The organism is Gordonia sp. (in: high G+C Gram-positive bacteria), assembly GCF_049299075.1.
GTDB lineage: Bacteria > Actinomycetota > Actinomycetes > Mycobacteriales > Mycobacteriaceae > Gordonia.
Genome location: NZ_JBAQWU010000331.1, coordinates 1 through 19,458, shown reverse-complemented (window position 1 = coordinate 19,458; position 19,458 = coordinate 1). Strand labels below are relative to the sequence as shown.

Annotated in this window: 16 protein-coding genes, 1 tRNA gene and 1 pseudogene; 7 read left to right on the top strand and 11 right to left on the bottom strand. The window is 64.8% G+C overall.

Features of this window, described 5'->3' with window-relative positions:
* A partial coding sequence (locus WAW85_RS10375; RefSeq protein WP_422559534.1) for a UvrD-helicase domain-containing protein occupies positions 1–2,392 on the bottom strand: 2,392 nt, incomplete at its 3' end.
* Between the two features lie 114 nt (positions 2,393–2,506).
* Here WAW85_RS10375 and WAW85_RS10370 point away from each other — a divergent pair.
* A complete protein-coding gene (locus WAW85_RS10370; RefSeq protein ID WP_422559532.1) occupies positions 2,507–2,812 on the top strand; it encodes a chorismate mutase in 306 nt (101 codons plus the stop codon).
* Here WAW85_RS10370 and WAW85_RS10365 read toward each other — a convergent pair.
* The 3 genes from WAW85_RS10365 to WAW85_RS10355 are packed head-to-tail and all read right to left on the bottom strand — an operon-like array spanning position 2,809 to position 5,626.
* Positions 2,809–3,123: a DUF2853 family protein gene (locus WAW85_RS10365; RefSeq protein ID WP_422559531.1), complete on the bottom strand. Its 315-nt coding sequence runs from the start codon at positions 3,121–3,123 to the stop codon at positions 2,809–2,811. The genes WAW85_RS10370 and WAW85_RS10365 overlap by 4 nt on opposite strands.
* A gap of 30 nt (positions 3,124–3,153) precedes the next feature.
* Positions 3,154–4,812: a glucose-6-phosphate isomerase gene (gene pgi / locus WAW85_RS10360; RefSeq protein ID WP_422559530.1), complete on the bottom strand. Its 1,659-nt coding sequence runs from the start codon at positions 4,810–4,812 to the stop codon at positions 3,154–3,156.
* A 34-nt stretch (positions 4,813–4,846) separates the two neighbouring features.
* Positions 4,847–5,626 carry an SDR family oxidoreductase gene (locus tag WAW85_RS10355; protein WP_422559529.1) on the bottom strand — a complete coding sequence of 260 codons (780 nt, stop codon included), beginning with the start codon at positions 5,624–5,626 and terminating at the stop codon, positions 4,847–4,849.
* A gap of 102 nt (positions 5,627–5,728) precedes the next feature.
* Here WAW85_RS10355 and WAW85_RS10350 point away from each other — a divergent pair, with 102 nt between their 5' ends.
* Together WAW85_RS10350 and WAW85_RS10345 are read left to right on the top strand one after the other, a co-directional pair.
* Positions 5,729–7,075: a DUF4185 domain-containing protein gene (locus WAW85_RS10350; protein WP_422559528.1), complete on the top strand. Its 1,347-nt coding sequence runs from the start codon at positions 5,729–5,731 to the stop codon at positions 7,073–7,075.
* 63 nt (positions 7,076–7,138) lie between these two features.
* The gene (locus WAW85_RS10345; RefSeq protein WP_422559527.1) at positions 7,139–7,879 is read left to right on the top strand and encodes a 3'(2'),5'-bisphosphate nucleotidase CysQ; all 741 of its coding nucleotides are present in this window, start codon (positions 7,139–7,141) and stop codon (positions 7,877–7,879) included.
* Here WAW85_RS10345 and cobF read toward each other — a convergent pair whose 3' ends face one another.
* From cobF to WAW85_RS10325, 4 genes are all read right to left on the bottom strand, one after another.
* The gene (cobF, locus tag WAW85_RS10340) at positions 7,880–8,635 is read right to left on the bottom strand and encodes a precorrin-6A synthase (deacetylating) (RefSeq protein ID WP_422559533.1); all 756 of its coding nucleotides are present in this window, start codon (positions 8,633–8,635) and stop codon (positions 7,880–7,882) included. It abuts the gene before it with no gap.
* A complete protein-coding gene (locus tag WAW85_RS10335) occupies positions 8,635–9,465 on the bottom strand; it encodes an SDR family oxidoreductase (RefSeq protein ID WP_422559526.1) in 831 nt (276 codons plus the stop codon). Before WAW85_RS10335 ends, cobF begins: the two co-directional genes overlap by 1 nt.
* A 26-nt stretch (positions 9,466–9,491) precedes the next feature.
* The gene (locus tag WAW85_RS10330; RefSeq protein ID WP_422559525.1) at positions 9,492–10,718 is read right to left on the bottom strand and encodes an LGFP repeat-containing protein; all 1,227 of its coding nucleotides are present in this window, start codon (positions 10,716–10,718) and stop codon (positions 9,492–9,494) included.
* Positions 10,719–10,841: 123 nt separating this feature from the next.
* A tRNA-Arg gene (locus WAW85_RS10325) sits at positions 10,842–10,914 on the bottom strand.
* Between WAW85_RS10325 and WAW85_RS10320 the strand changes: the two genes are divergently transcribed.
* From WAW85_RS10320 to WAW85_RS10310, 3 genes and pseudogenes are all read left to right on the top strand, one after another.
* Positions 10,888–11,454, top strand: coding sequence for a hypothetical protein (locus tag WAW85_RS10320; protein ID WP_422559524.1), 567 nt, complete (start codon positions 10,888–10,890; stop codon positions 11,452–11,454). The genes WAW85_RS10325 and WAW85_RS10320 overlap by 27 nt on opposite strands.
* A 788-nt stretch (positions 11,455–12,242) precedes the next feature.
* Positions 12,243–12,575 (top strand): hypothetical protein, encoded by a 333-nt coding sequence (locus WAW85_RS10315; protein WP_422559523.1) that lies wholly within the window; start codon positions 12,243–12,245, stop codon positions 12,573–12,575.
* A gap of 518 nt (positions 12,576–13,093) precedes the next feature.
* A pseudogene (locus WAW85_RS10310) lies at positions 13,094–13,889 on the top strand (transposase).
* Positions 13,890–14,197: 308 nt separating this feature from the next.
* Here WAW85_RS10310 and WAW85_RS10305 read toward each other — a convergent pair.
* Together WAW85_RS10305 and WAW85_RS10300 are read right to left on the bottom strand one after the other, a co-directional pair.
* Positions 14,198–16,840 carry an AAA family ATPase gene (locus WAW85_RS10305; RefSeq protein ID WP_422559522.1) on the bottom strand — a complete coding sequence of 881 codons (2,643 nt, stop codon included), beginning with the start codon at positions 16,838–16,840 and terminating at the stop codon, positions 14,198–14,200.
* Positions 16,841–17,478: 638 nt separating this feature from the next.
* Positions 17,479–17,916, bottom strand: a complete 438-nt coding sequence (locus WAW85_RS10300; protein ID WP_422559521.1) for a type II toxin-antitoxin system Rv0910 family toxin — start codon at positions 17,914–17,916, stop codon at positions 17,479–17,481.
* Here WAW85_RS10300 and WAW85_RS10295 point away from each other — a divergent pair.
* Positions 17,915–18,484: a DNA-3-methyladenine glycosylase gene (locus tag WAW85_RS10295; RefSeq protein WP_422559520.1), complete on the top strand. Its 570-nt coding sequence runs from the start codon at positions 17,915–17,917 to the stop codon at positions 18,482–18,484. The genes WAW85_RS10300 and WAW85_RS10295 overlap by 2 nt on opposite strands.
* Here the strand turns inward: WAW85_RS10295 and WAW85_RS10290 are convergent.
* Positions 18,481–19,458, bottom strand: a 978-nt coding sequence (locus tag WAW85_RS10290; RefSeq protein ID WP_422559519.1) for an HAD-IC family P-type ATPase, incomplete at its 5' end; no start/stop codon positions are given. The genes WAW85_RS10295 and WAW85_RS10290 overlap by 4 nt on opposite strands.

Below are 19,458 nucleotides of genomic sequence, written 5' to 3'. Positions count from 1 at the left end.
CGGGCAAACCGCCGAGGGTCAGCAGGGTCACGCGGCCGTACGAGCTGCCGAAGTCGAAGGTGATCTTCTCCATCGGGCCCGCCCCTTCTTTGGCGACGGCCTTGCCCATCCCGTACTTCGGGTGATTGATGCGATCGCCGATCTCGTAGACGACGTGCTTGTTCCGTCCGCGTGTCGGGTCAGAACCACCCGAGGCGGAACCGAAGCCGAACGGCTTCGACGTACTCCGGGAACCGCCCCCGAACTCCCGCTGCTGCCGTTTGGGCGCGGTGCGCCGCCAGTCCAGCAGATGCTGCGGAATCTCTTGCAGGAAGCGAGATTCCGGGTTCTCCACCGGTTGCCCCCAGGACGCACGCATGATGGCGCGGGACAAATATAGCCGTTGGCGCGCCCGGGTGATGCCGACATAGGCGAGGCGGCGTTCTTCGCTCAGCTCGCTCGCATCGCCGAGGGCGCGGGCATGCGGGAACTGTCCGTCTTCCCAGCCGGTGACAAAGACGATCGGGAACTCCAGGCCCTTCGCAGTGTGCAAGGTCATCAGCGTCACGACTCCCTCGCCGTCGTCGGGCAGCTGGTCGGCGTCGGCCACCAAGGAGACCTTCTCCAGGAACGCCGCGAGTGATCCGGGCTCGGGCTCGCCCTCCCGGTCGATCTCGTCGATCTCGTCGGCGTCCTCCGCGAGTTCGTCGTCCAATTCTGCCTGCGCGGCTTCGAGACTGAAGTCTCGGGCGACGGCAACCAACTCGTTCAGGTTGTCCAAGCGCGCACCGTCTTGCGGATCGTTGGACGCCTCCAGTTCCGCACGGTAGCCGGTGCGGGCGAGAATCGCTTCGACCAGGTCACCGATATCGGCACCTTCGGCCGAGGCATCGGCGCCGCCGCCGTCGCCGTCGTCGAGCAGGAACTCAGTGCGCAGGCCCTCGATCAGGTCGACGAAGCCACCGATCTGCTTCACCGCACGGGTGTTGAGGAGCGGGACACGATTCGCCTGGGCCTCGATCAGCGCCTGATAGAAGCTGATGCCGAGGTTCTCCGAGTGCACAGCCACACAGGCTTCGGCGCGGTCGCCGATGCCGCGTCGAGGGGTGTTGAGGATGCGACGCAGACTGACCGAGTCGGCAGGGTTAGCCACCACGCGCAGGTAGGCGACGATGTCACGCACCTCCTTGCGCTCGTAGAAGCGGGTACCGCCGACCACCTTGTATGGGATGCCGTGCCGAATGAACGCTTCTTCGATGGTGCGCGCGGCGGTGTTGGTGCGATAGAAGACCGCGATATCGGCATAGCCGGCGGTCTGTGATCCGCCGATCGAGTAGTCCACCAGTTCGTCGATCTCTTTGGCGATGAATTGCGCCTCATCGCGATCGGTATCGGCGACGTAGCCGACGATCAAGTCACCCTCGCCCGAGTCAGTCCACAGCTTCTTGGCGCGCCGGTTCGGGTTGCGCTCGATCACCGCGTTCGCTGCCGACAGGATCGTCTGGGTGGAGCGGTAATTCTGTTCCAGCAGGATGGTTTTCGCGGCCGGGTAGTCGCGCTCGAACTCTTCGATATTGCGGATCGTTGCACCGCGGAAGGCGTAAATGGATTGGTCGGAATCACCGACGACGCACAGCTCAGACGGTGCCGTGCCACCGGACCCGGCTTCGCCCACCAGAGTTTGGACGAAGACATACTGCGCGTGATTGGTGTCTTGATATTCGTCGACCAGGACGTGCCGGAAGCGACGCCGATAGTACTCGGCGATCTCCGGATGGTTCTGCAGCAGGGCGACGGTCTCGCCGATCAGGTCATCGAAGTCGAAGGCGTTCGCGACGGTGAGCCTGCGCTGGTACTCGTCGTAGATGCGGGCGATGTGCTCGGCTGTCTGGCCCTGCTGCGGCGAGATGTCGCCGAGCGTGGCCGCCACCTCTTCCGGCGATTTGAGATCGTTCTTGAAGTTCGAGATCACCGTCGAGAGTCCGCGTGGGCTGTACTTCTTGGGGTCCAGTTCCAGGTCCCGCACCACCATGCCCAAGAGTCGGCGAGAATCGTCGGCGTCGTAGATGGAGAAGTTCGAGTTCCGGCCGATCAGCAGCGACGCCTGCGCCCGCAGGATGCGCGTGCACGTCGAGTGGAAGGTAGACACCCACATGTAGGCCGCGCGCGGACCGACCAGGTCGATCACCCGCTCGCGCATTTCGGCGGCCGCCTTGTTGGTGAAGGTGATGGCCAGGATCTGGCCGGGCGTCACGTCCCGCTCGGCCAGCAGATAGGCGATCCGGCGGGTGAGTACCGCCGTCTTACCGGAGCCGGCGCCGGCCACGATGAGCAGCGGCGATCCACTATGGAGCACCGCTGCACGCTGCTGGGGATTGAGTCCGTCGAGTAACTGGTCTGAACTGGTCATCATCGCATCGCACAGGATACCGCCGACCCCCGACAGACTGGTCAATCGTGCACGCTCCGACAGCCGCGGGTGGTGCCGTGCACGGGTCGTGCAGGCACCGTGGCAAGATCAACAGTCGTGAATGAGAACGACCTGAGCAGCGACATCGACGATCTGCCCGACGACATCGACGAGTTGCGCCGCGAAATCGACCGCATGGATGCGGTGATTCTGGCGGCAATCCAGCGCCGGTCGGCGGTCTCCAAGAAGATCGGCGCGGCCCGCATGGCCGCCGGCGGCCCGCGCCTGGTCCACAGCCGCGAGGTGAAGGTGCTCGAGCGCTTTTCCGATCTCGGCCCCGAGGGCCACACGCTGGCGATGCTGCTCCTGCGCCTGGGCCGCGGCCCCCTCGGCGGCGGAGCCGCCAGCCCCTCCGCGGGCTAGAAGACGTCGAGTTTGCCGAAGCGATCGGCAAGTTTGTAGTAGACCGCCAGGCGAGGGTTCGCCTGACCATCCCGCATCTCCGCCAGCACGGCCACGATCGCCGCATCAAGCGCGGCATCGTCGTCGGTCAGGCCGAGCTTGCCCTTCAGGAAGTTCTCCCGAACGGTCTTGAGTTCTTCCGGATCACTGGCTGAGACCAGGGCCGCGTCCCGATTACTCAGCGCGAGGCGGTAGGTGGCGGCCATCTTGTCAACGACGTTGACGTCGGCGTCCGGCACGTAGGCGAGAACAGTTTCACGGGCGTCACTCATGGTTTCCTCCACTGCAGTTGGTGAATCTCTTTAGGTCGTTCGGGCGCGCTGCTTGCGATACCAGCGCACCAGTTCGTCGGTCGACGAGTCCAGTAGCGGCGCGGGTGGGTCCGGCTCGGCGATGTCGCCGAGTAGTTGGCCAGCCTGCTGCTTGCCCAGTTCCACGCCCCACTGGTCGAACGGATTGATGCCCCAGATCATCGCCTTGACGAAGACCTGGTGCTCGTAGAGGGCGATCAGCTGGCCGAGCACTGACGGCGTGAGCTTCGGCGCCAGGATTGTGGTGCTCGGCCTATTGCCCGGCATAACCTTATGCGGCGCCAGCGCGGGATCCACGCCGTCGGCGGCGAGGTCGTCGGCGGTCTTGCCGAACGCGAGGACTTGCGTCTGCGCGAAGAAATTGCTCATCAGTAGATCATGCATCGATCCGCCGTCCGGGGTCGGTAAATCCTCCAGCGGGGCGGCGAAGCCGATGAAGTCGGCCGGGATCAGCCAGGTGCCCTGGTGCAGCAGCTGAAAGAAGGCATGCTGCCCGTTGGTGCCCGGCTCGCCCCATACGACGCTTTCGGTGGGTGTGGTGACGTGCCGGCCTGTTCTGGTCACCGACTTGCCGTTGGACTCCATCATCAGTTGCTGCAGGTAAGCCGGGAAGCGGGCGAGGTCGTTGGCGTACGGCAGTACCGCGTGCGTCTGCGCGTCCCAGAAGTTCGAGTACCAGAGGGCAAGCAAACCGAGGAGCACCGGCGCATTCGATTCGAGCGGCTCGGTTCGGAAGTGCTCGTCGATCGCGTGGAAACCAGATAGAAAGTCGGCGAAGTGATCCGGGCCGACGGCGATCATCAGACTCAAGCCGATCGCCGAGTCTAGCGAATAGCGCCCACCCACCCAGTTCCAGAATCCGAACATATTGCCGGTATCGATGCCGAAGGCTTCGACCTGCTCGGTGTTGGTGCTGACCGCGACGAAGTGGTCGGCCACGGCGGCATCATCGCCGTAATGCGTCAGCAGCCAAGTCCGCGCGGCCCGCGCGTTGACGAGCGTCTCCTGGGTGGTGAAGGTCTTCGACGCGATGATGAACAAGGTCGTTTCGGGGTCGAGCGGAGCCAGCGTGCCGAGCAGGTCGGCCGGGTCGACGTTGGAGACGTAGTGGCAGCGGAGGCGGCCATGGCGGTAGTGGCGCAGCGCCTGGTAGCCCATCGCCGGGCCGAGGTCGGAGCCGCCGATACCGATATTGACGACGTCGGTGATCGCCTTGCCGGTGTGGCCGGTGTGCTCACCGTCGCGGACCTGGTCGGCGAAGTGTGCCATCGCGTCGAGGACCTGGTGCACATCGGCGACGACATCTTGTCCGTCGACGACGAGCTGGGCCACACGTGGCAGCCGCAGCGCGATGTGCAAGGCGGCACGGTCCTCGGTGCTGTTGAGGTGTTCACCACCGAACATCGCATCGCGCAGGTCTTCCAGGTCGGCGTCGCGCGCCAGCGCGATCAGCAACTCGAGCGTCTCGTCGGTCGCCAGGTTCTTGGAGTAATCGATGTGCAGATCGCCTGCCTCGACCACCATCTGCCGTCCGCGGTCCGGGTTCATCGCGAACAATTCGCCGAGTTGCCGCGCGTACAGATGCTGCTGATGAGCAGCGAGGTCATGCCAGCGCGCCGTCGCGGTGATATCGACGTCGTCAGAAGTCACGCGCTGCCAGGGTGCCATGGCACAACCCTAGCCATCAGACCAGCTTGGCGCTCACCGCTTCGGGGAGGAAACGCAGCGCGGCGGCGAGCGGCTTCCACGGCCAGGCCGGTACCTCGGCACGCCGGGGTTCGCGTTCAATGGCTTTGACCAAGGCCGCGACCCCGGAGCGGGTGTCGGTCATCAATTTGGTCTTCACGCCCCGGTTGATGTCTGTCTCGATGTAGCCGGGCAGGATCACGGTGACGACGATCGGCGTGCCCGCCAGCTCGGCCTGCAGTCCCTGGCCCAAGGTGGACAGACCGGCCTTCGACGCCGAGTACGCGGCTTGGGCTTTGGGGAGTCCACGGACCGCGCTAATCGAGCTGATCAGCACCAGATGGCCGTAGCCCTGCGCACGGAAGATCGCCATGGCAGCCTCGATCTGGGCGAGCGCTCCCACCAGATTGGTCTGCACGGTCTCGATGTTGGCGGCGGCGTTGCCGGTGCCGATGGGGGCGCCCTTACCGAGCCCGGCGTTCACGATCACTCGGTCGACGCCGCCGAGTTCGGCGGACAGTTCGGCAAAGGCGCGGGTGACGTCGTCGGTGTCGGTCACATCCAACCGGGTCACGGCCACCGCCTTGGCCTGCGCAGATAGGTCGGCGGCCAGGTCTTCGAGTTTGTCCAGACGGCGGGCGGCCAGGCCCAGGGAGCGGCCGCGGGCGGCGAACTCCCGGGCCATGCCCTCGCCCAGCCCGGAGCTGGCACCGGTGATGATGATCTTTTCGCGGGTCACCGGAGGGAATCTACCCGCACCTCGGTCGCCCAGCGCCATCTGATCGTTGCTTGATCGTGACGAGACCACACCGCAGGGAATCCCTCATTACGCCCCATTGGACCCTACTGTCACTTCCGTCACAGAGAGTTGGGAGCATCCATGCAGGTCTCGCACAACGCGTCCCCTCGGCGCTGGTCCACGCACCGAGGTCTGGCTCTCGCCGCCGCTGGCGCTCTCACCCTCGGCGCGAGCATCGCGGTCGGCAGTGCCACCGCGCCGCCGGCGACAGCAGCCCCCTGCGGCGACACGTCGTCGACCGGGTCCAGCGGCAACAACTCCTTGTCCGGCAACAGTTCCCTGAGCGGCAACGGCTCCCTCGGCGGCGGGGCGCCGGTGGAACCGGGGCAAGGACCGCAGGGCAACCTACCGACCTGGAGCAACACCACGTCGAAGGTTCTCTCGTGGGTGACCGGGCCGAAAAGCCCGAACAAGACGCTGAGCCGTTTCACGATCTCGGGCACTGACCTCGGCGTCGCCTGGGACAACGGCGCCGGACAGACCCTGATGGCCTTCGGCGACACCTTCGGCTGGTGCAATATCGCCGACCACCAGTGGCGCAACAATGTGCTGTTGCGGACCACCGATAGCCAGCTGTCCGACGGGTTGTCGATCCCCGACGGAACGCCCGGTGACCGCGATTCCGGAGCGGTCGTCAATCCGCAGAACTTCGCCACCGAACTGGTTCCCGGACAGAAGATCGCCAACGTCGAGGTCACCACCATCCCCACGGCCGCGATCAGTATCGGCGGCAAGCAGTACATGAATTTCATGTCGGTCCGGCACTGGGGCGACGCGGGCGTGTGGGACACGAACTTCTCCGCGATCGCCGTGTCCGGTGACAACGGCCAGACCTGGGCCGTCGATCAGGGCACCATGATGGTCAACGCGCCGGTCACCTTCGCGCTCCCCGCTGCCGCGCCGACGGTCAACGTCAACAACAGCCGATTCCAGCAGAGCGGCTACGTCCGCGGCCGCAGTTCCGACGGCACCGACGACGGCTGGATCTATCAGGTCGGCACCCCGAATGGCCGCTTCGGCAACGCCTACCTGGCGCGTTTTCGGCCAACCGACATCCTGAACCTCGTCGATTACGACTACTGGACCGGCACCGGATGGACGCGCGACCTGGGGCTGCTGACCGACAACTCCGCCATCGTCACCGGCAACATCACCGAGCTCTCCGTCGCATGGAGCCCGTTCCTGCACAAGTACGTGATGCTCGATGGCGACAACGCCATCCGCCTGCGCACCGCCCCGACCATGCACGGCCCGTGGAGCGCACCGCGCACCCTGGTGCCGTCCGGCGCGGTCATCCTCTACGGCCCGATGATGCTGCCGCAATCGCCCGCGCTGACCGGCACCGGCAATCAGCTGTACTTCAACGCGTCTCGGTGGAGCGACTACAACGTGATGCTGATCGAGTCGAAGCTGAACTCCGCCTGGTGATTCACCTCGGCCGCCGCCGCCGCTGGGGCGACCCGGGCGCGGCCGGTGTGATTGTGTAGACCAATGACATTCCGGCACACCGACTCCGAACTCGCGGCGCTGATCGCGCAGGGCGCCGGGCAGGTGCTGCTCGGGGTGGGCCACGGGGAATTACTGGCTCCTCGACACTTGGGCGACGTCGGAGATGCGCTCGCGCAGGCCTGGATCGCCCAGGTACTCACAACGCAGCGCCCCGATGACGCCGTACTTTCCGAGGAAGCCGACGACGACCTCGTCCGCCTGCAGCGCGAACGGGTATGGATCATCGACCCGCTCGACGGCACGTCCGAGTTCTCCCGCGGCACCACACACTGGGCGGTGCACGTCGCCCTCACCCTCAACGGTGTCCCCGGCCCGTCCGCTGTCTCCCTCCCCGCCCAGGGGCAGCTGTTTCGCTCCGACGAGGTGCCGACGGTGACCGGTCCGCTGACCGGGCGGATCGCCGTGTCCCGCTACGGGCACTCGTATCCGAGCGCGGCGGTCGCCGACCGGCTCGGCCTGCGCGCGGTGCACATCGGTTCGGCTGGGGCCAAAGCGATGGCCGTGGTCCGCGGTGACGTGGACGCCTACGTGCATGCCGGTGGACAGTACGAGTGGGACAATTGTGCGCCGGTCGGAGTGGCCCAGGCCGCTGGCCTGTTCTGCTCGCGGCTCGACGGTTCGGACCTTGTCTATAACAACCCGCAGCCGTACCTACCGGACTTCGTGATCTGCCGACCGGAGATCGCCGACGACGTCCTCGCCGCCGTGCGCACCCCGTGGTGATTAGCCTCGGCGCAGCAAGTAGATATCCATCACCCAGCCCGTCTCGGCACGGAGCCGAGTGCGTGCTTCATCGATCTGATCGGCGACGTCGCGCACCCGGCCGCTAATCAGAATCTGCTGCGGCGTACCGAGATTGGCGCCCCAGTAGATCTCATCATCGAGGCCGGCCGTCTCCCGGAAGGTCAGATGCGAGTCGAGCATGACGATCTGGTTCGGCGCGTCGACGGCACCGGCCGTTTGCTGCGCGAGTCGCCGCCCGGTGGTCAGCACCACCGGTTCGCCAATATCGTGGGCGACAATCCGGTGCGCGGCGGTCAGTGCCGACGCACTCGTCACGCCCGGAATCACCTCGACCGCCAGGTCGAGATCGGCACCGTCGACGAGTTGATCCACCAGCCGTAGCGTCGAATCGTAGAGTGCTGGATCGCCCCAGACCAGGAAGGCGCACGCCGCGCCGTCGTCGACGGAATCGGTGATCGCCGCGGCCAGCGCGTCGACGCGCGCGCGGTGCCAGCGCCGGACTTCGGCTTCATAATCGTCGGGCGCGCGGTCGCGGGGCGGGTCGTCGACCACCACCACGCGGTGGCCGTCGGCTGCGTAGCGATCGAGAAATTCCTGCCGCGCCGCGGTGAGCTGGGCGACACGAGAACCCTTGTCCAGCAACAGGAAGACATCGGTGACGCCAATCGCGTCGACCGCTTCGAGGGTGATCTGCCGCGGGTCGCCCGGGCCCACCCCGATCACCCGCAAGGTGATCAGGGCTTCACCTTCGGTAGCCCGTGGACCTTGGCGCTCAGATCGAGCACCCACTGGCGCGGGGCCAACCGGCGCAGGAAGAAGACGATCGGCGCCCGGTTGCCGCGTGCATAGAACGGCTTGGGATGGGCGGCGAGGGCGGCCGAGACGATCTGCTCGGCCATCGCTTCGGCACTGATGCCCGTGCGCTCGTTGTCCGCCGTGGTGCCCGACACGATCGCGTACTCGTCGGCGTACGTGGAGTCATCGGCGATGTGCACCGTCCGGCGAGTTCCGATCCCGCTGGCGATGGTGCCCGGCTCGACCGAGATCACCCGGACGCCGTACGGGGCCACCTCGCGGCGCAGCGCGAGGGCATAGGCCTTGATCGCCGCCTTGGTCGCGGCATAGGTGGAACGGAAGGCGATCGGGAAACTGGCAAGCATGGAACCGACCATGATCACGGTGCCGCGACGGCGCTCCCGCATGCCGGGCAGCACCGCCTTGGTGAGCGCGACCGGACCGAAGACATTGACCGCGAAGAGGCGCTCGATCTCGTCCATCGGAGTGTCCTCGAAAGCACCCGCATGGCTTTCGCCCGCATTGTTGATCAAGATATCGACGTCGCCGACCGCATTGGCACAGGTCTGCGCCGTCGACAGGTCTGCGTTGTCCAGACGCACATAGGTGACGCCTGGGATCGGATCGCTCACGGCCTCAGGGCTTCGGGTGGTACCGACGACATGACAGCCACGAGCAGCGAACTGTCGCGCCACTTCGGCGCCGATACCACTGGTGGCACCGGTGACAAGGACGGTCAGCGACTCTGGGCAGGCAGCAGAAGACTTCACTTCTGCCAGCGTAAACGACCGCGAGTTCAGCTGTTCGTCGGCTTCTGGAAGCCGGCCGCGCGCGCAGCCGACTCGGTGGCGAACCAGATCTCGGCGGTGGTCTCGGCGTATCCCGGGAAGTCCGGTGCGTAGTACTGCCCGGAGTCGGCGTTCCCCTTGATCGGGTAGCCGTTCGGCGCCTTCGTCGCGTCGGTGAGCGGCCGGTGGGCGCCGACCGGAACCGGAACCGATGCGCCGTCCTTCCGGTACGTCCCGATCCCGTCGCCGCTGGCGGGGCTGGGGTTACTCGCGCCGGCCGTGGCAGCTGGAGCCTTCAGATCGATCTTCGGGATCGAGGCATCGGCGGCTGGGCGAGGTGCGTGCACGACCCGCTGATTCCGGCGACGGCCGAAGCCGAACCACAAGGCCAGCAGGACCGGGATCAGCAGCAGCAACCACAGCCAGTTGGTGTTCCAGCCAGCGCCGTCCGAGTCGGCGCCGTCCGAGTCGGTGTCCGAGGCGGTAGCGCCCGGAACGGTGATACTCGGCAGCGTCAGACCCGGCAGGGTGACGCCGGGCAGACCGAGGTTGGTCCAGTCACTGGGCAGACGCAGATCGGTAAGCCCGGCGAATCCCGCCCCCAGCGGTTCCAGGTCGACGAACTTGCCGTCCTTGATGTTCCAGACCAGAGTGCCACCGATGAAGGCCTGCGAGACAGTGCCGCCAACCTGGTCGACGGTCACCGCACCGGTCGGCGCACCCAACGTCGCGCCGAGTCGGTCAGCGGCCAGCGCAAACGGGCCGCGGACCAACCATGCGCCGTTCTGCGGGCTCCAGTAGATCGTCGGTTCACCCTCGCCAGCGAACGACGCCTGACGGGTGGCGACGGTCGAGGGTCCTTCGGACGCCGTGGGGAATCCAATCGCGGTGTCGCCAGCCGGGCCGCCCTCGTCGTTGTACTTCGCGTCGATCGCGCCGTACAGAATGCGCGCGCCGTTGTCTTCGCTCCAATAAATCGTGCCGCCCGAGAACGACTGCTTGTAGCCGTCGGTGCCGGAGATCGGCGTGACGGCACCTTCTTTGGTACCCGGGCCCGCCCCGGTGAATCCCTTATCGCCGCTGCCTGGGCCGCCGATTGACTGCTCCATCTCGGCGATCGCCTGGGTGGCTTCCTGCTGGTCGTCGGCGACCGCTTGGGGGGCAAGGAACAGCGTCGCTCCGAGCGCGACACCCAATCCCAAGGTGATTCCCCGAAACCGCGTGGTTCGTGCCATTGTCATCATCAGTCCTCGCAGGTTCCAGAGTGAGCCGGTCGCCCCGCGGCGATCGCGGAACGCAACACTACCCGCCTGCGATACCGCCGGTTCGTGGTTTCCGGCCGGTCAGGCGGGTTTAAGTGCTCCCGGCAGGATTCGAACCTGCGACACCCGCTTTAGGAGAGCGGTGCTCTATCCCCTGAGCTACGAGAGCGGGGACTGGCGGAGGATGTGGCGGAAGATCGGGTCGTCGCGCCGCAGCCGGTGGCCAGTCGGTGGTGGGCAGCCCGTTGAGGGGTCGACTGCCCGTGTGAGGAGAGTCTACGACAGGAGTTCCTGGGCAGGGGCCATCGCCTCGCGTCCCGTGGGCCGCGAGGGTGTGCGTGGTCGTCAGACGTTCTGTCTGTTGGTTCCTTTCGGGCTTCCGCGCCGGTTCAGGCCGCGAGCGGTGGTCCGGCGTCGAAGGCTTGCTGTCGGCCTCGAAGGCTTGCTGTCGGCGTCGGATGAGGTCGGCGTAGGCGTTGCGGCCGAGGGCGTGTCCGAGCGTCACGAGGAACTGGCCAGTGGCAGTCAGGGAGATCGAGCGGCCGCCGTAGAGGGCGTGTTCGATGATGTTGTTGGCGGATTCGGAGTCTTCACGCCGCCCGTAGAACCGGTTGTAGTGCGCGGTCGGGTCGTCGTCGACTTTCACGGTCTGCCGCAGGCGCTCGATGCGGGGTTTGCCGGCTCTTCGTATCTGAGAGTGCGTAGGTGAGGTTCGGGCGGCGCGGGAGCGACCACAAGATGTAGGCGGGTCCTAGGTGTGAAAATGGAAGTTCCTCAACCACCCAGACCACACCACAGGACCCACGCACGAGCCTACTTGCGTCATCGCTGATACCATCTGCCGAACCGTCGAACTGGGCGTCACGATCACCGGAGCAGCCGTCGACGCCGAGGCTCGGGTGGCGGGGGTGGCTCGGGTGGCTCTGGCGGCGGGGTGGTGGCGATGGCCAGCCGCAGCCGCAACCAGAACCGCAACCAGAACCGCAGCCAGGTCCGGGTGCCGGTGGTTGTACTGATCCAAAGGCGTGCGTATGAAAATTCATAAGCTATCTCTGTCTGAAAAGCGGCGCCACAGCGCAGCTGCGGCTCTGGCGGTGGTGATAATTGCTGCGCTGACCGTCTGTTTGATTGGCATAGCAGAAAACCGCGATAGGCACACTGAATCATAGGATGACGCTGTGACCAGTATGTATAGAGCGGTCTATGATGGGAATTACGCGGGGGCGTATAAGTATCGTTCTCAGCGCTGCCGCGGAGAGTACTCGGAAGCACAGTATGCGGAGTCTCTCAATCAGGCAATAGGAGGCGAGCGTCACCCGGGTGTCGATGTAGAATTCAAGATCCGTTACCTTGACCCAAGGACTGCATACGTAGATGTGCAGGCGCCGAGTGCTTCTAGCCACATAGGGGGAGAACGCAAGTGGACGCGGTCCGAATCGGGGCACTGGGAGTTTGACAATTGCTAAGATACTTTTGGACCCACTCATGATCGGAGCTATGGTGGAAAAGATTCTTGTCGGACTCATTGCAGTAGTGGCATATCCGCTCATGTGGCTTACGAACTCGATTGAGTGGTGTGCGGGAAAACTTCGCGTGCCACCCTTCTATATCGTTGTGTTGATCGTCCTACTACCAATCTGGGTCACGACTCTTGTCGAGTTCGTTGGATCAGACGATGACGTGCGATCAAGCTACCTTGACTGGATCGTAATTGGTGTCGGCGGGCTACTCTTGGCGTACATACTTCTAGTCGGACTCTTCGGCCTGCTCTTTGTGCCGAACTCTGGCCAAGTGGAGGATAGCGAGATTGATCAGGGAGATGAGCAGTAATGATTACACGCGGAGTCCGCCTCGGGTTGACTTGCAGCTTGTCGGTAATTGGAGCGCTGGCGCTGCTATCGTGCGGTAGTTCTGATGAGATTCCGTCAGAATAAGAACGCATGCTTGCTGTGGTGCACAATACTGTCGAGCAGTTATCGAAACGAAAAAGGTCCGTTCTTATCACCGATAGCTGTGGACAGATTCGGCTGTTAGCCGAGCAGAATATTTTCGATCCTCTTTACGAAGATGGCGACGTAGATCAGGCCGTCTGGTCTGGCTCCGTCCAACGTGTGGAAGACTTACATTCTCCCTCAGTTGCGGATGATGTTGGAATCGTTTTTGGACGGCTTGTCTACAAGGAGCGAGTTGGGGACGATATTCCATAGCCGGTTGTAAGATTTGCGGCTCTTCGGATCTAAGAGTGCGTAGGTGATGTTCGGTCCGGCCGGGCGTGGGCGCAAGATGTGGGCGTGCCCTGGGGGTGAAGATGGGAGTTCTCACACAACCCAGACCACACCACAGGACCCATGGCCAAGCTTACTTCTGATGTTGCCGACACGATCTGCCGAACCGTCGAGCTGGCGGTGACGATCACCGGAGCGGCTGTTGACGGCGCCGACCGCACGCACGGGTGGTGCCGCGTCCTGCAGGCTGACCCGAACTGTCCGGGCTGCGGGCTCGCTGGCAGGCTTCGCGATCACGCCGACCGAATTCTGACCGACCTGCCGATCAGCGGCCATCCGGTCTTGCTGCACCTGGCCGTCCCGCGCTTCGTGTGCGGGAACAGTCAGTGCCCGCGAACGATCTACCGCGGCCGGATCGATCACATCGCGCCAGTACGCTCGGTGGTCACTACCCGGACTGCACGGTGGATCTTGCAGCGCATCTCGGTCGACAAAATGAGCGTCAAAGCCGTCGCATCGGGGCTGGGACTTGCGTGGAAGACGGTCAACCAGATCGCTCTGGATTCGGCTCGCGCACTGGTCTACGACGGCGGCCGTCTACCAGCAACTCATCGCCGCCTACGAGCACCCGAACCGCCGTGAGGGCAAGAAACTCATGTACAAGACCTTGCGCCGCCTCCGGTCCGGGCTGCCGGCAGGATTGGCTGAACTTGCTCAACTCAGCCGAAGCCTGTGGACCAGGCATGCCGACATCCTCGCGTACTTCGATACCGGCGTCTCCAACGGCCCCGTCGAAGCAATCAACGGCCGACTGGAACACCTACGCGAGATCGCCCAGCGCTTCGGCAACCTCGAGCACTACATCTTGCGGTCCCTACTGCACTCCGGTCAGCTCGCGAATCGGATCAACGCACTCTGAAAGGCGAAGAGCCTGAAAACCGTTCACTCTTCGAGCGCCGGAAGTGACCAGTTTTCAAGCTCCGCCGACATCAGCCTTCTCGGTTTCATCCGGCTCCTCCGAATTGCCTATCGCGTACAGCTAACCACCGCCGCAACGACCGCAGCAGCCGACTTGCGCTGCCCGCCGCAAATGTCTGCCGTTCAGACCACATCCGGACACAGCCCCGAGGACCGATGCCTGCCGACGTGGTGCATTCACGCTGAGCATTGAACAACCAGATCTCAGCACTGCCAGCACACGCCGGTATGGAGTGACCATGCTCGGTTTCAGCGGCGGTGCGCCCAGTCCAGGAAGTCCGCTGCGGTGATGACGGGCTTGTTCCATCGTGCGGCCTTCTTGGCTTTGCCTGACTGGGTTCCTGCTTCGGCGACGACAAGCACGTCCGTCCTCGACTTGGTCAGGGAGTCTTCCGGGACTAGCCCCCGCCGGTCAGCCAGAGCATGGAGGTCTTCTTTGGTCAGTGCGCCGTGGGTCGAGGAACTGACCTCACCGGTAAAACAGATCCCCGCCCCGGGGCACAGCAGCTCGTCGATGTCGAGGGGCTCAGCGGACTGGAAGCCCTCCGGAAGCACGCTGACCCCGAAGTAACGCTCGGCCTCGCGTACGCGCTCGACGGTTGTGTCGTCGGGGTTCGGGATCCTGGCCCACGCGCCGGCGAGCAGTTCCGCGAGTATGCCCGCCGGGTCATCGCTCACACCGATGTGTCCGCCGACCACGAACCCCGTGGGCGCCGATGTCCCGGCAGGTCCGGTGGTGCGGGCCAGGAGGTAGCCCTGCCCACGTGCGGATTGCGGGAACGGTGTCCCGGATCCGAGTCGTTCCGGGGAGCCCCCGCGTATCCGTTGCACCGCGGCACGCAGGGGTCTGGCCCGCTCCAGGGCGGTCCGGGCCCCGGTAATGTCGGCCCGTTCGCCGGCAGTGAGGAGATGGTCTGGCACGTCGACCCCCAGGGAGATCGGCTGGACGATTTCGTTGCGTTTGAGCTCGAAATCGAGATACCCGAGCTGCTCATCGATATCGATGCCCACCGGGATCCTTCCCGCAAGCACCGGCGCCAGCGCCGGCCATGCCTCCGTCAACAGGGGCGCGAGCTGGACATCACGGGTCGTCAAGCCGTAGTCCTCACGCGCGTTGTAGAGGTCGCTGGTGGGGTTGATGACCGTCGTGACTTCATCACCGTCATCGGTCACCACCGCGATCTCGACCGGTCGTGGCCGCCACTGCATACCCGAACTACCCACGGTGAGCACCGCCAGGTACGCCTCGCCGATACTGGCGGCCGCAGCGGCCCCGGTGTCCAGGTAACGCCGGATCCGGATATCGGTCTTGAGGTCTTTGGGTGAGACCTCGCGTTTGAGCACCAGACCATCGAGGCTGGTACACCGAGACAGCGCTACATACAACTGCCCGTTCGCGAACGTGCCGCCGGTGAGATCGACCACGAGCCTGTCCAAGGTTTGGCCTTGCGATTTGTGGATGGTGATCGCCCAGGCCAGTTTCATCGGCAACTGCGTGAACGTGCCCACCACCTCGTGAACGAGCGCGCCTCCCTGGATCTGAGGGCGGCTGATCTCCCACATGTGTTCACCCACGTACTCGGTACGCCCGTCCCGGAACAGCACCTCAATCAGAGGGCCTCCGCGGTCATCGGCGCGGATCGAGGTGATCCTGCCCAGCGTCCCGTTGACCCAACGGTCCGCCGGATCATTGTTGAGCATCATGACCTGCGCGCCGACAGCGATATCGAGTTCAGAATCCGTCGGGAACTCGTAGCCGTCGGTATCACCGGTAATCGTTGCTGTGAAAATCACCGCCGGGGAAGGGAGACGTTCGAGCATCTGCCGGTTCCGGGCCGCAACGATCCGGTTGGTGCCGGCCAGCGTCAGCCAGAACTCATCGACCGGCGGCTCGAAGTCCGGATCGGTTCTGGCGTTCAATTCAGCCCGAGCCGCATCGAGCATGGCACCGTTGCGGACGGCGTTGAGCAGCTCTACCAGGCGGCCGTCGCCCTGCTGGCGGAACACCGTGCCTAACTCCACCGTCGGGAACGTTTCACGATCGAACGAGTGCGCGGAGAAAAAGTACGGCGTCCCGAATCGTTGGTCGATCCATTCTGCCTCAGCCTCGGATACCACTGGCGGCAACTGATACAAGTCGCCCACCAGCACCAGTTGCACCCCGCCGAACGGAGTACCGGGCTTAGGCCCGAACCGTTCCAGTGCTGCGACTATCGCGTCGAACAGGTCCGCTCGTACCATCGAGACTTCATCGACGATCAACGTATCCAACGACGAAAGCGCTTTGGCGAAGCGGTTCGGCCGGTACTTATCGCTGCGCACGTGGTCGACTGTCACGCCCTTCGGGAAGGAGAAGAGCCGGTGAATCGTATACCCGTCAACATTCAGTGCCGCGATTCCCGTCGGCGCCACGGTGATCGTGCGCCGAGGAGTCGACTCGGTGTGTAGACGGATCAAGGTGGACTTACCCGTACCCGCCTTACCGGTGAGGAACAAGTGCCGGCCCGCACGAAGATGATCCAACGCTGACTGAAATTCCGCAGTGATGGTCAAACCATCACGCTCACGGTCGGCCGCTGCCGCCTCCTGCGCATCCGCCTCGGACCCGGATGTCACGGCTGGCGGTTCCGGTACTGACGCCGGCTGGGCTTTCGCCGTGGTGCTCGGTGCATTGGGCTCGGCGGCGGCCACCACATCAGCCGCCACGGACTCCGCCGCTGGCCCGGCCGCACTCGCGTTCACCCAGGCGTCGGATACCGCAGTAGGTGGTACCTGCCCGGGCGCCGACGAACTGGTCTGACCGTTCACTGCCGGAATCCACAGCGAGCCGTCGAACCATCGACACGGAGCCTCTCCCCAGGGGTCGACGAACCACCCGGGTTCCCTCGACACCACAGGAGTCCATGCCGAGCCGTCGAACCACCGCCACGGAGCTACCCTCCATGGGTCGGCGTACCACCCCGCAGCCGATGCCGACACCCGTTCCATCCCCGATGTCATCTGCTCTCCTCCACCCCATTCGTGTCACCACACTTAACCAAAGTGCCGGACACCACAGGAGTTCTGAGAAACCACCCCCGTCACTGCCCCATTCCACGTCATCGGACGCTTCCATGGTCAAGCTACGTAGAGGGTCGTCCGAATCGGATCGGACCAGCTCAAGGAGTCCCCACCGAACCTGGTGCAGATGGCCGAGCGCAGAAGCAACGGCCGAGTGGTCACCGCCGATGCTAGTCGCGTCAACCTCCCATTCAGGCGCCATGCGACGCCGTAGAGAACGGCACTGCGCTGACCGTACTTCGCAGTCGCCGACGGCGGGGCTGAATCCTCGTGACTACATGCCCTCTCTCCGCGGCCGCCCTTACGACCACCAGATCGATGGCCTGGAGACCTATCTGGAGAATCCGGCGGCGTTACGGATTTGGCCTGACCGCGCTACTCGCCCTAACTCGGCAACTCCCGGGCCTGCGCCGATGGGAACTTCCGCCAGTCCCACGAGAGCGTTGCCGCTCAACGAGTGAGTGTACGACTCAGGTGAACGCGGCGCGGAATCGGATGAGGGACTTCTGGATGTCGCCGTGTACGGCCTTGGCGGCAGCCTTGCCGACCGGACCCATCAGCGGCAGACCGCCCAGATCGATCAGGAAGCCCACCTCCGAGCCCTCGGCGCTAGGCTTCACGGTCAGATCGATCTTGGCTTTCACGCCACCCTTACCGCTGCCGGAGAAGCGCAGGCGGTGCGGCGCGTCGAAGGTGTCGATCTTCCAGTCGAAGCGCACGCGGGTGCCCTTCACCTTCACCACCGACGTAGCCTTGGTGCCGACCTTCAACTCGCCTGCTGCGGGCACCTCACCGCGCCAGCCGTCGTGCAGGATCAGCCAGTCGTCGAAGCGGGACAGCTCCGACACGGCCGCGAAGGCTTCGGCGGGGCTGAGGGCAACGGAAAGGGAGTCACTAGTCTTCGCCATGGTTCAAGAGCCTAACGTCTGCGCGCAGGCACGCGCACTCCTTGGTGCCGTGATCTACGGGTACGACGGCGCCATCGCCCGCATCACCGAGGTGGAGGCGTACGACGGCCCCAATGATCCAGCCTCACACGCGTTCACGCGCACCCCCCGATCCGCACTCATGTACGGCCCGCCGAACCGGTTGTACGTGTACCGCATCCACGGGCACCACTGCGCCAACGTGGTCACCAGCGCCGCCGGCCTCGGCTCAGCGGTGCTCCTGCGGGCGGGTCAGATTCTCGACGGGTACGACGCCGCACGCGCCCGGCGCGGCGACGTGCCCGAGCAACTCCTCGGCCGCGGTCCAGGCAATCTCGCCAAATCCCTGGGCATCACGATGGCCGACCTTGGCACCGATCTGCTGGTCCCGCCCGGCATCGTCGTCGATCGTTCTCCCACACTGGCGGGCGACGAGCGCATCGCCACCGGCCCCCGGGTTGGGGTACGGCTGGCCGCCGACCGGCCGTGGCGCTACTGGATCGCCGACCACCCGACCGTCTCTGCGTACCGGCGGCACCCGCGCGCCTAGTGCGCTGGGCTGTGCGCGCTCGCATACAGGGCAGCTTGCTCCGCGGCCGCCCGGCGCGCCAGCCGGGCATTCAGAATGCGCGACGAGGCCTCGATCAAAACGATGCCGATGAGGGCGCAGATCCCGGCGCGCAGCATCATCTCGCCGTTAGCCGAGTCCAGCTTGAACAGGTCCTGCGTCCACGTCCAGGTGAAGATGAGCACATAGGCGATCACCGAGACGCTGACCAGCAGCACCTTCCACCAGTTCAGCGGGCGCGCCACCACCACCAGCACCCACCAGGCCATAGCGATCATCGCGGCCAGGGTTGCCGTCGCGGCTTGCGTCTGCGCGGCACCGAAGGCGGTTTCGGCGCCGACCACTGAAGTCTGGCCGGTACCCGGGTTGACCCACATGAAACACAGGAAGGTGAGCGTGCCGATGATCAGTCCGTTCGGTACCGCCTGGGTGAGGACGCGGCGAACGAAGCCGGTCTTGGCGCGCTCGTTATTTGGCGCCAACGACAAGATGAACGCTGGAACGCCGATGGTGAACCATGCCGAGATGGTGACGTGGATCGGCTGGAACGGATAGTTCACCGGCGCGAGGCCGGCATAGTGTGCGACCAGTCCCGCGATACCGACGGCGAGAGCCAGCAGCACCGCATACACGGTCTTGGTGAGAAACAAGTTGGCGACGCGCTCGATGTTGCCGATCACGCGGCGACCCTCACCCACCACATACGGCAAGGTGGCGAACTTGTTGTCCAGCAACACGATCTGCGCCACCGAGCGCGCGGCCGACGAGCCCGATCCCATGGCAACGCCGATGTCCGCGTCCTTGAGTGCCAGGACGTCGTTGACGCCGTCGCCGGTCATCGCGACGGTGTGCCCGCGCGACTGCAGCGCCTCGACCATGTGCCGCTTCTGGTCCGGTTTGACTCGACCGAAGGTGACGCCCTCCTGGACCTGATCGGCGAGTTCGTCGATTTTGGT

What these genes read in the sequence shown, in the direction of transcription:
- WAW85_RS10355 (WP_422559529.1), bottom strand. Translation starts at nt 5,626, where the DNA reads ATGGCGCTGGGCGACCGAGGTGCGGGTAGATTCCCTCCGGTGACCCGC.
- WAW85_RS10345 (WP_422559527.1), top strand. Translation starts at nt 7,139, where the DNA reads ATGACATTCCGGCACACCGACTCCGAACTCGCGGCGCTGATCGCGCAG.
- WAW85_RS10295 (WP_422559520.1), top strand. Translation starts at nt 17,915, where the DNA reads ATGGTTCAAGAGCCTAACGTCTGCGCGCAGGCACGCGCACTCCTTGGT.
- WAW85_RS10330 (WP_422559525.1), bottom strand. Translation starts at nt 10,718, where the DNA reads ATGGCACGAACCACGCGGTTTCGGGGAATCACCTTGGGATTGGGTGTC.
- WAW85_RS10350 (WP_422559528.1), top strand. Translation starts at nt 5,729, where the DNA reads ATGCAGGTCTCGCACAACGCGTCCCCTCGGCGCTGGTCCACGCACCGA.
- WAW85_RS10365 (WP_422559531.1), bottom strand. Translation starts at nt 3,123, where the DNA reads ATGAGTGACGCCCGTGAAACTGTTCTCGCCTACGTGCCGGACGCCGAC.
- WAW85_RS10300 (WP_422559521.1), bottom strand. Translation starts at nt 17,916, where the DNA reads ATGGCGAAGACTAGTGACTCCCTTTCCGTTGCCCTCAGCCCCGCCGAA.
- WAW85_RS10315 (WP_422559523.1), top strand. Translation starts at nt 12,243, where the DNA reads ATGGTGGAAAAGATTCTTGTCGGACTCATTGCAGTAGTGGCATATCCG.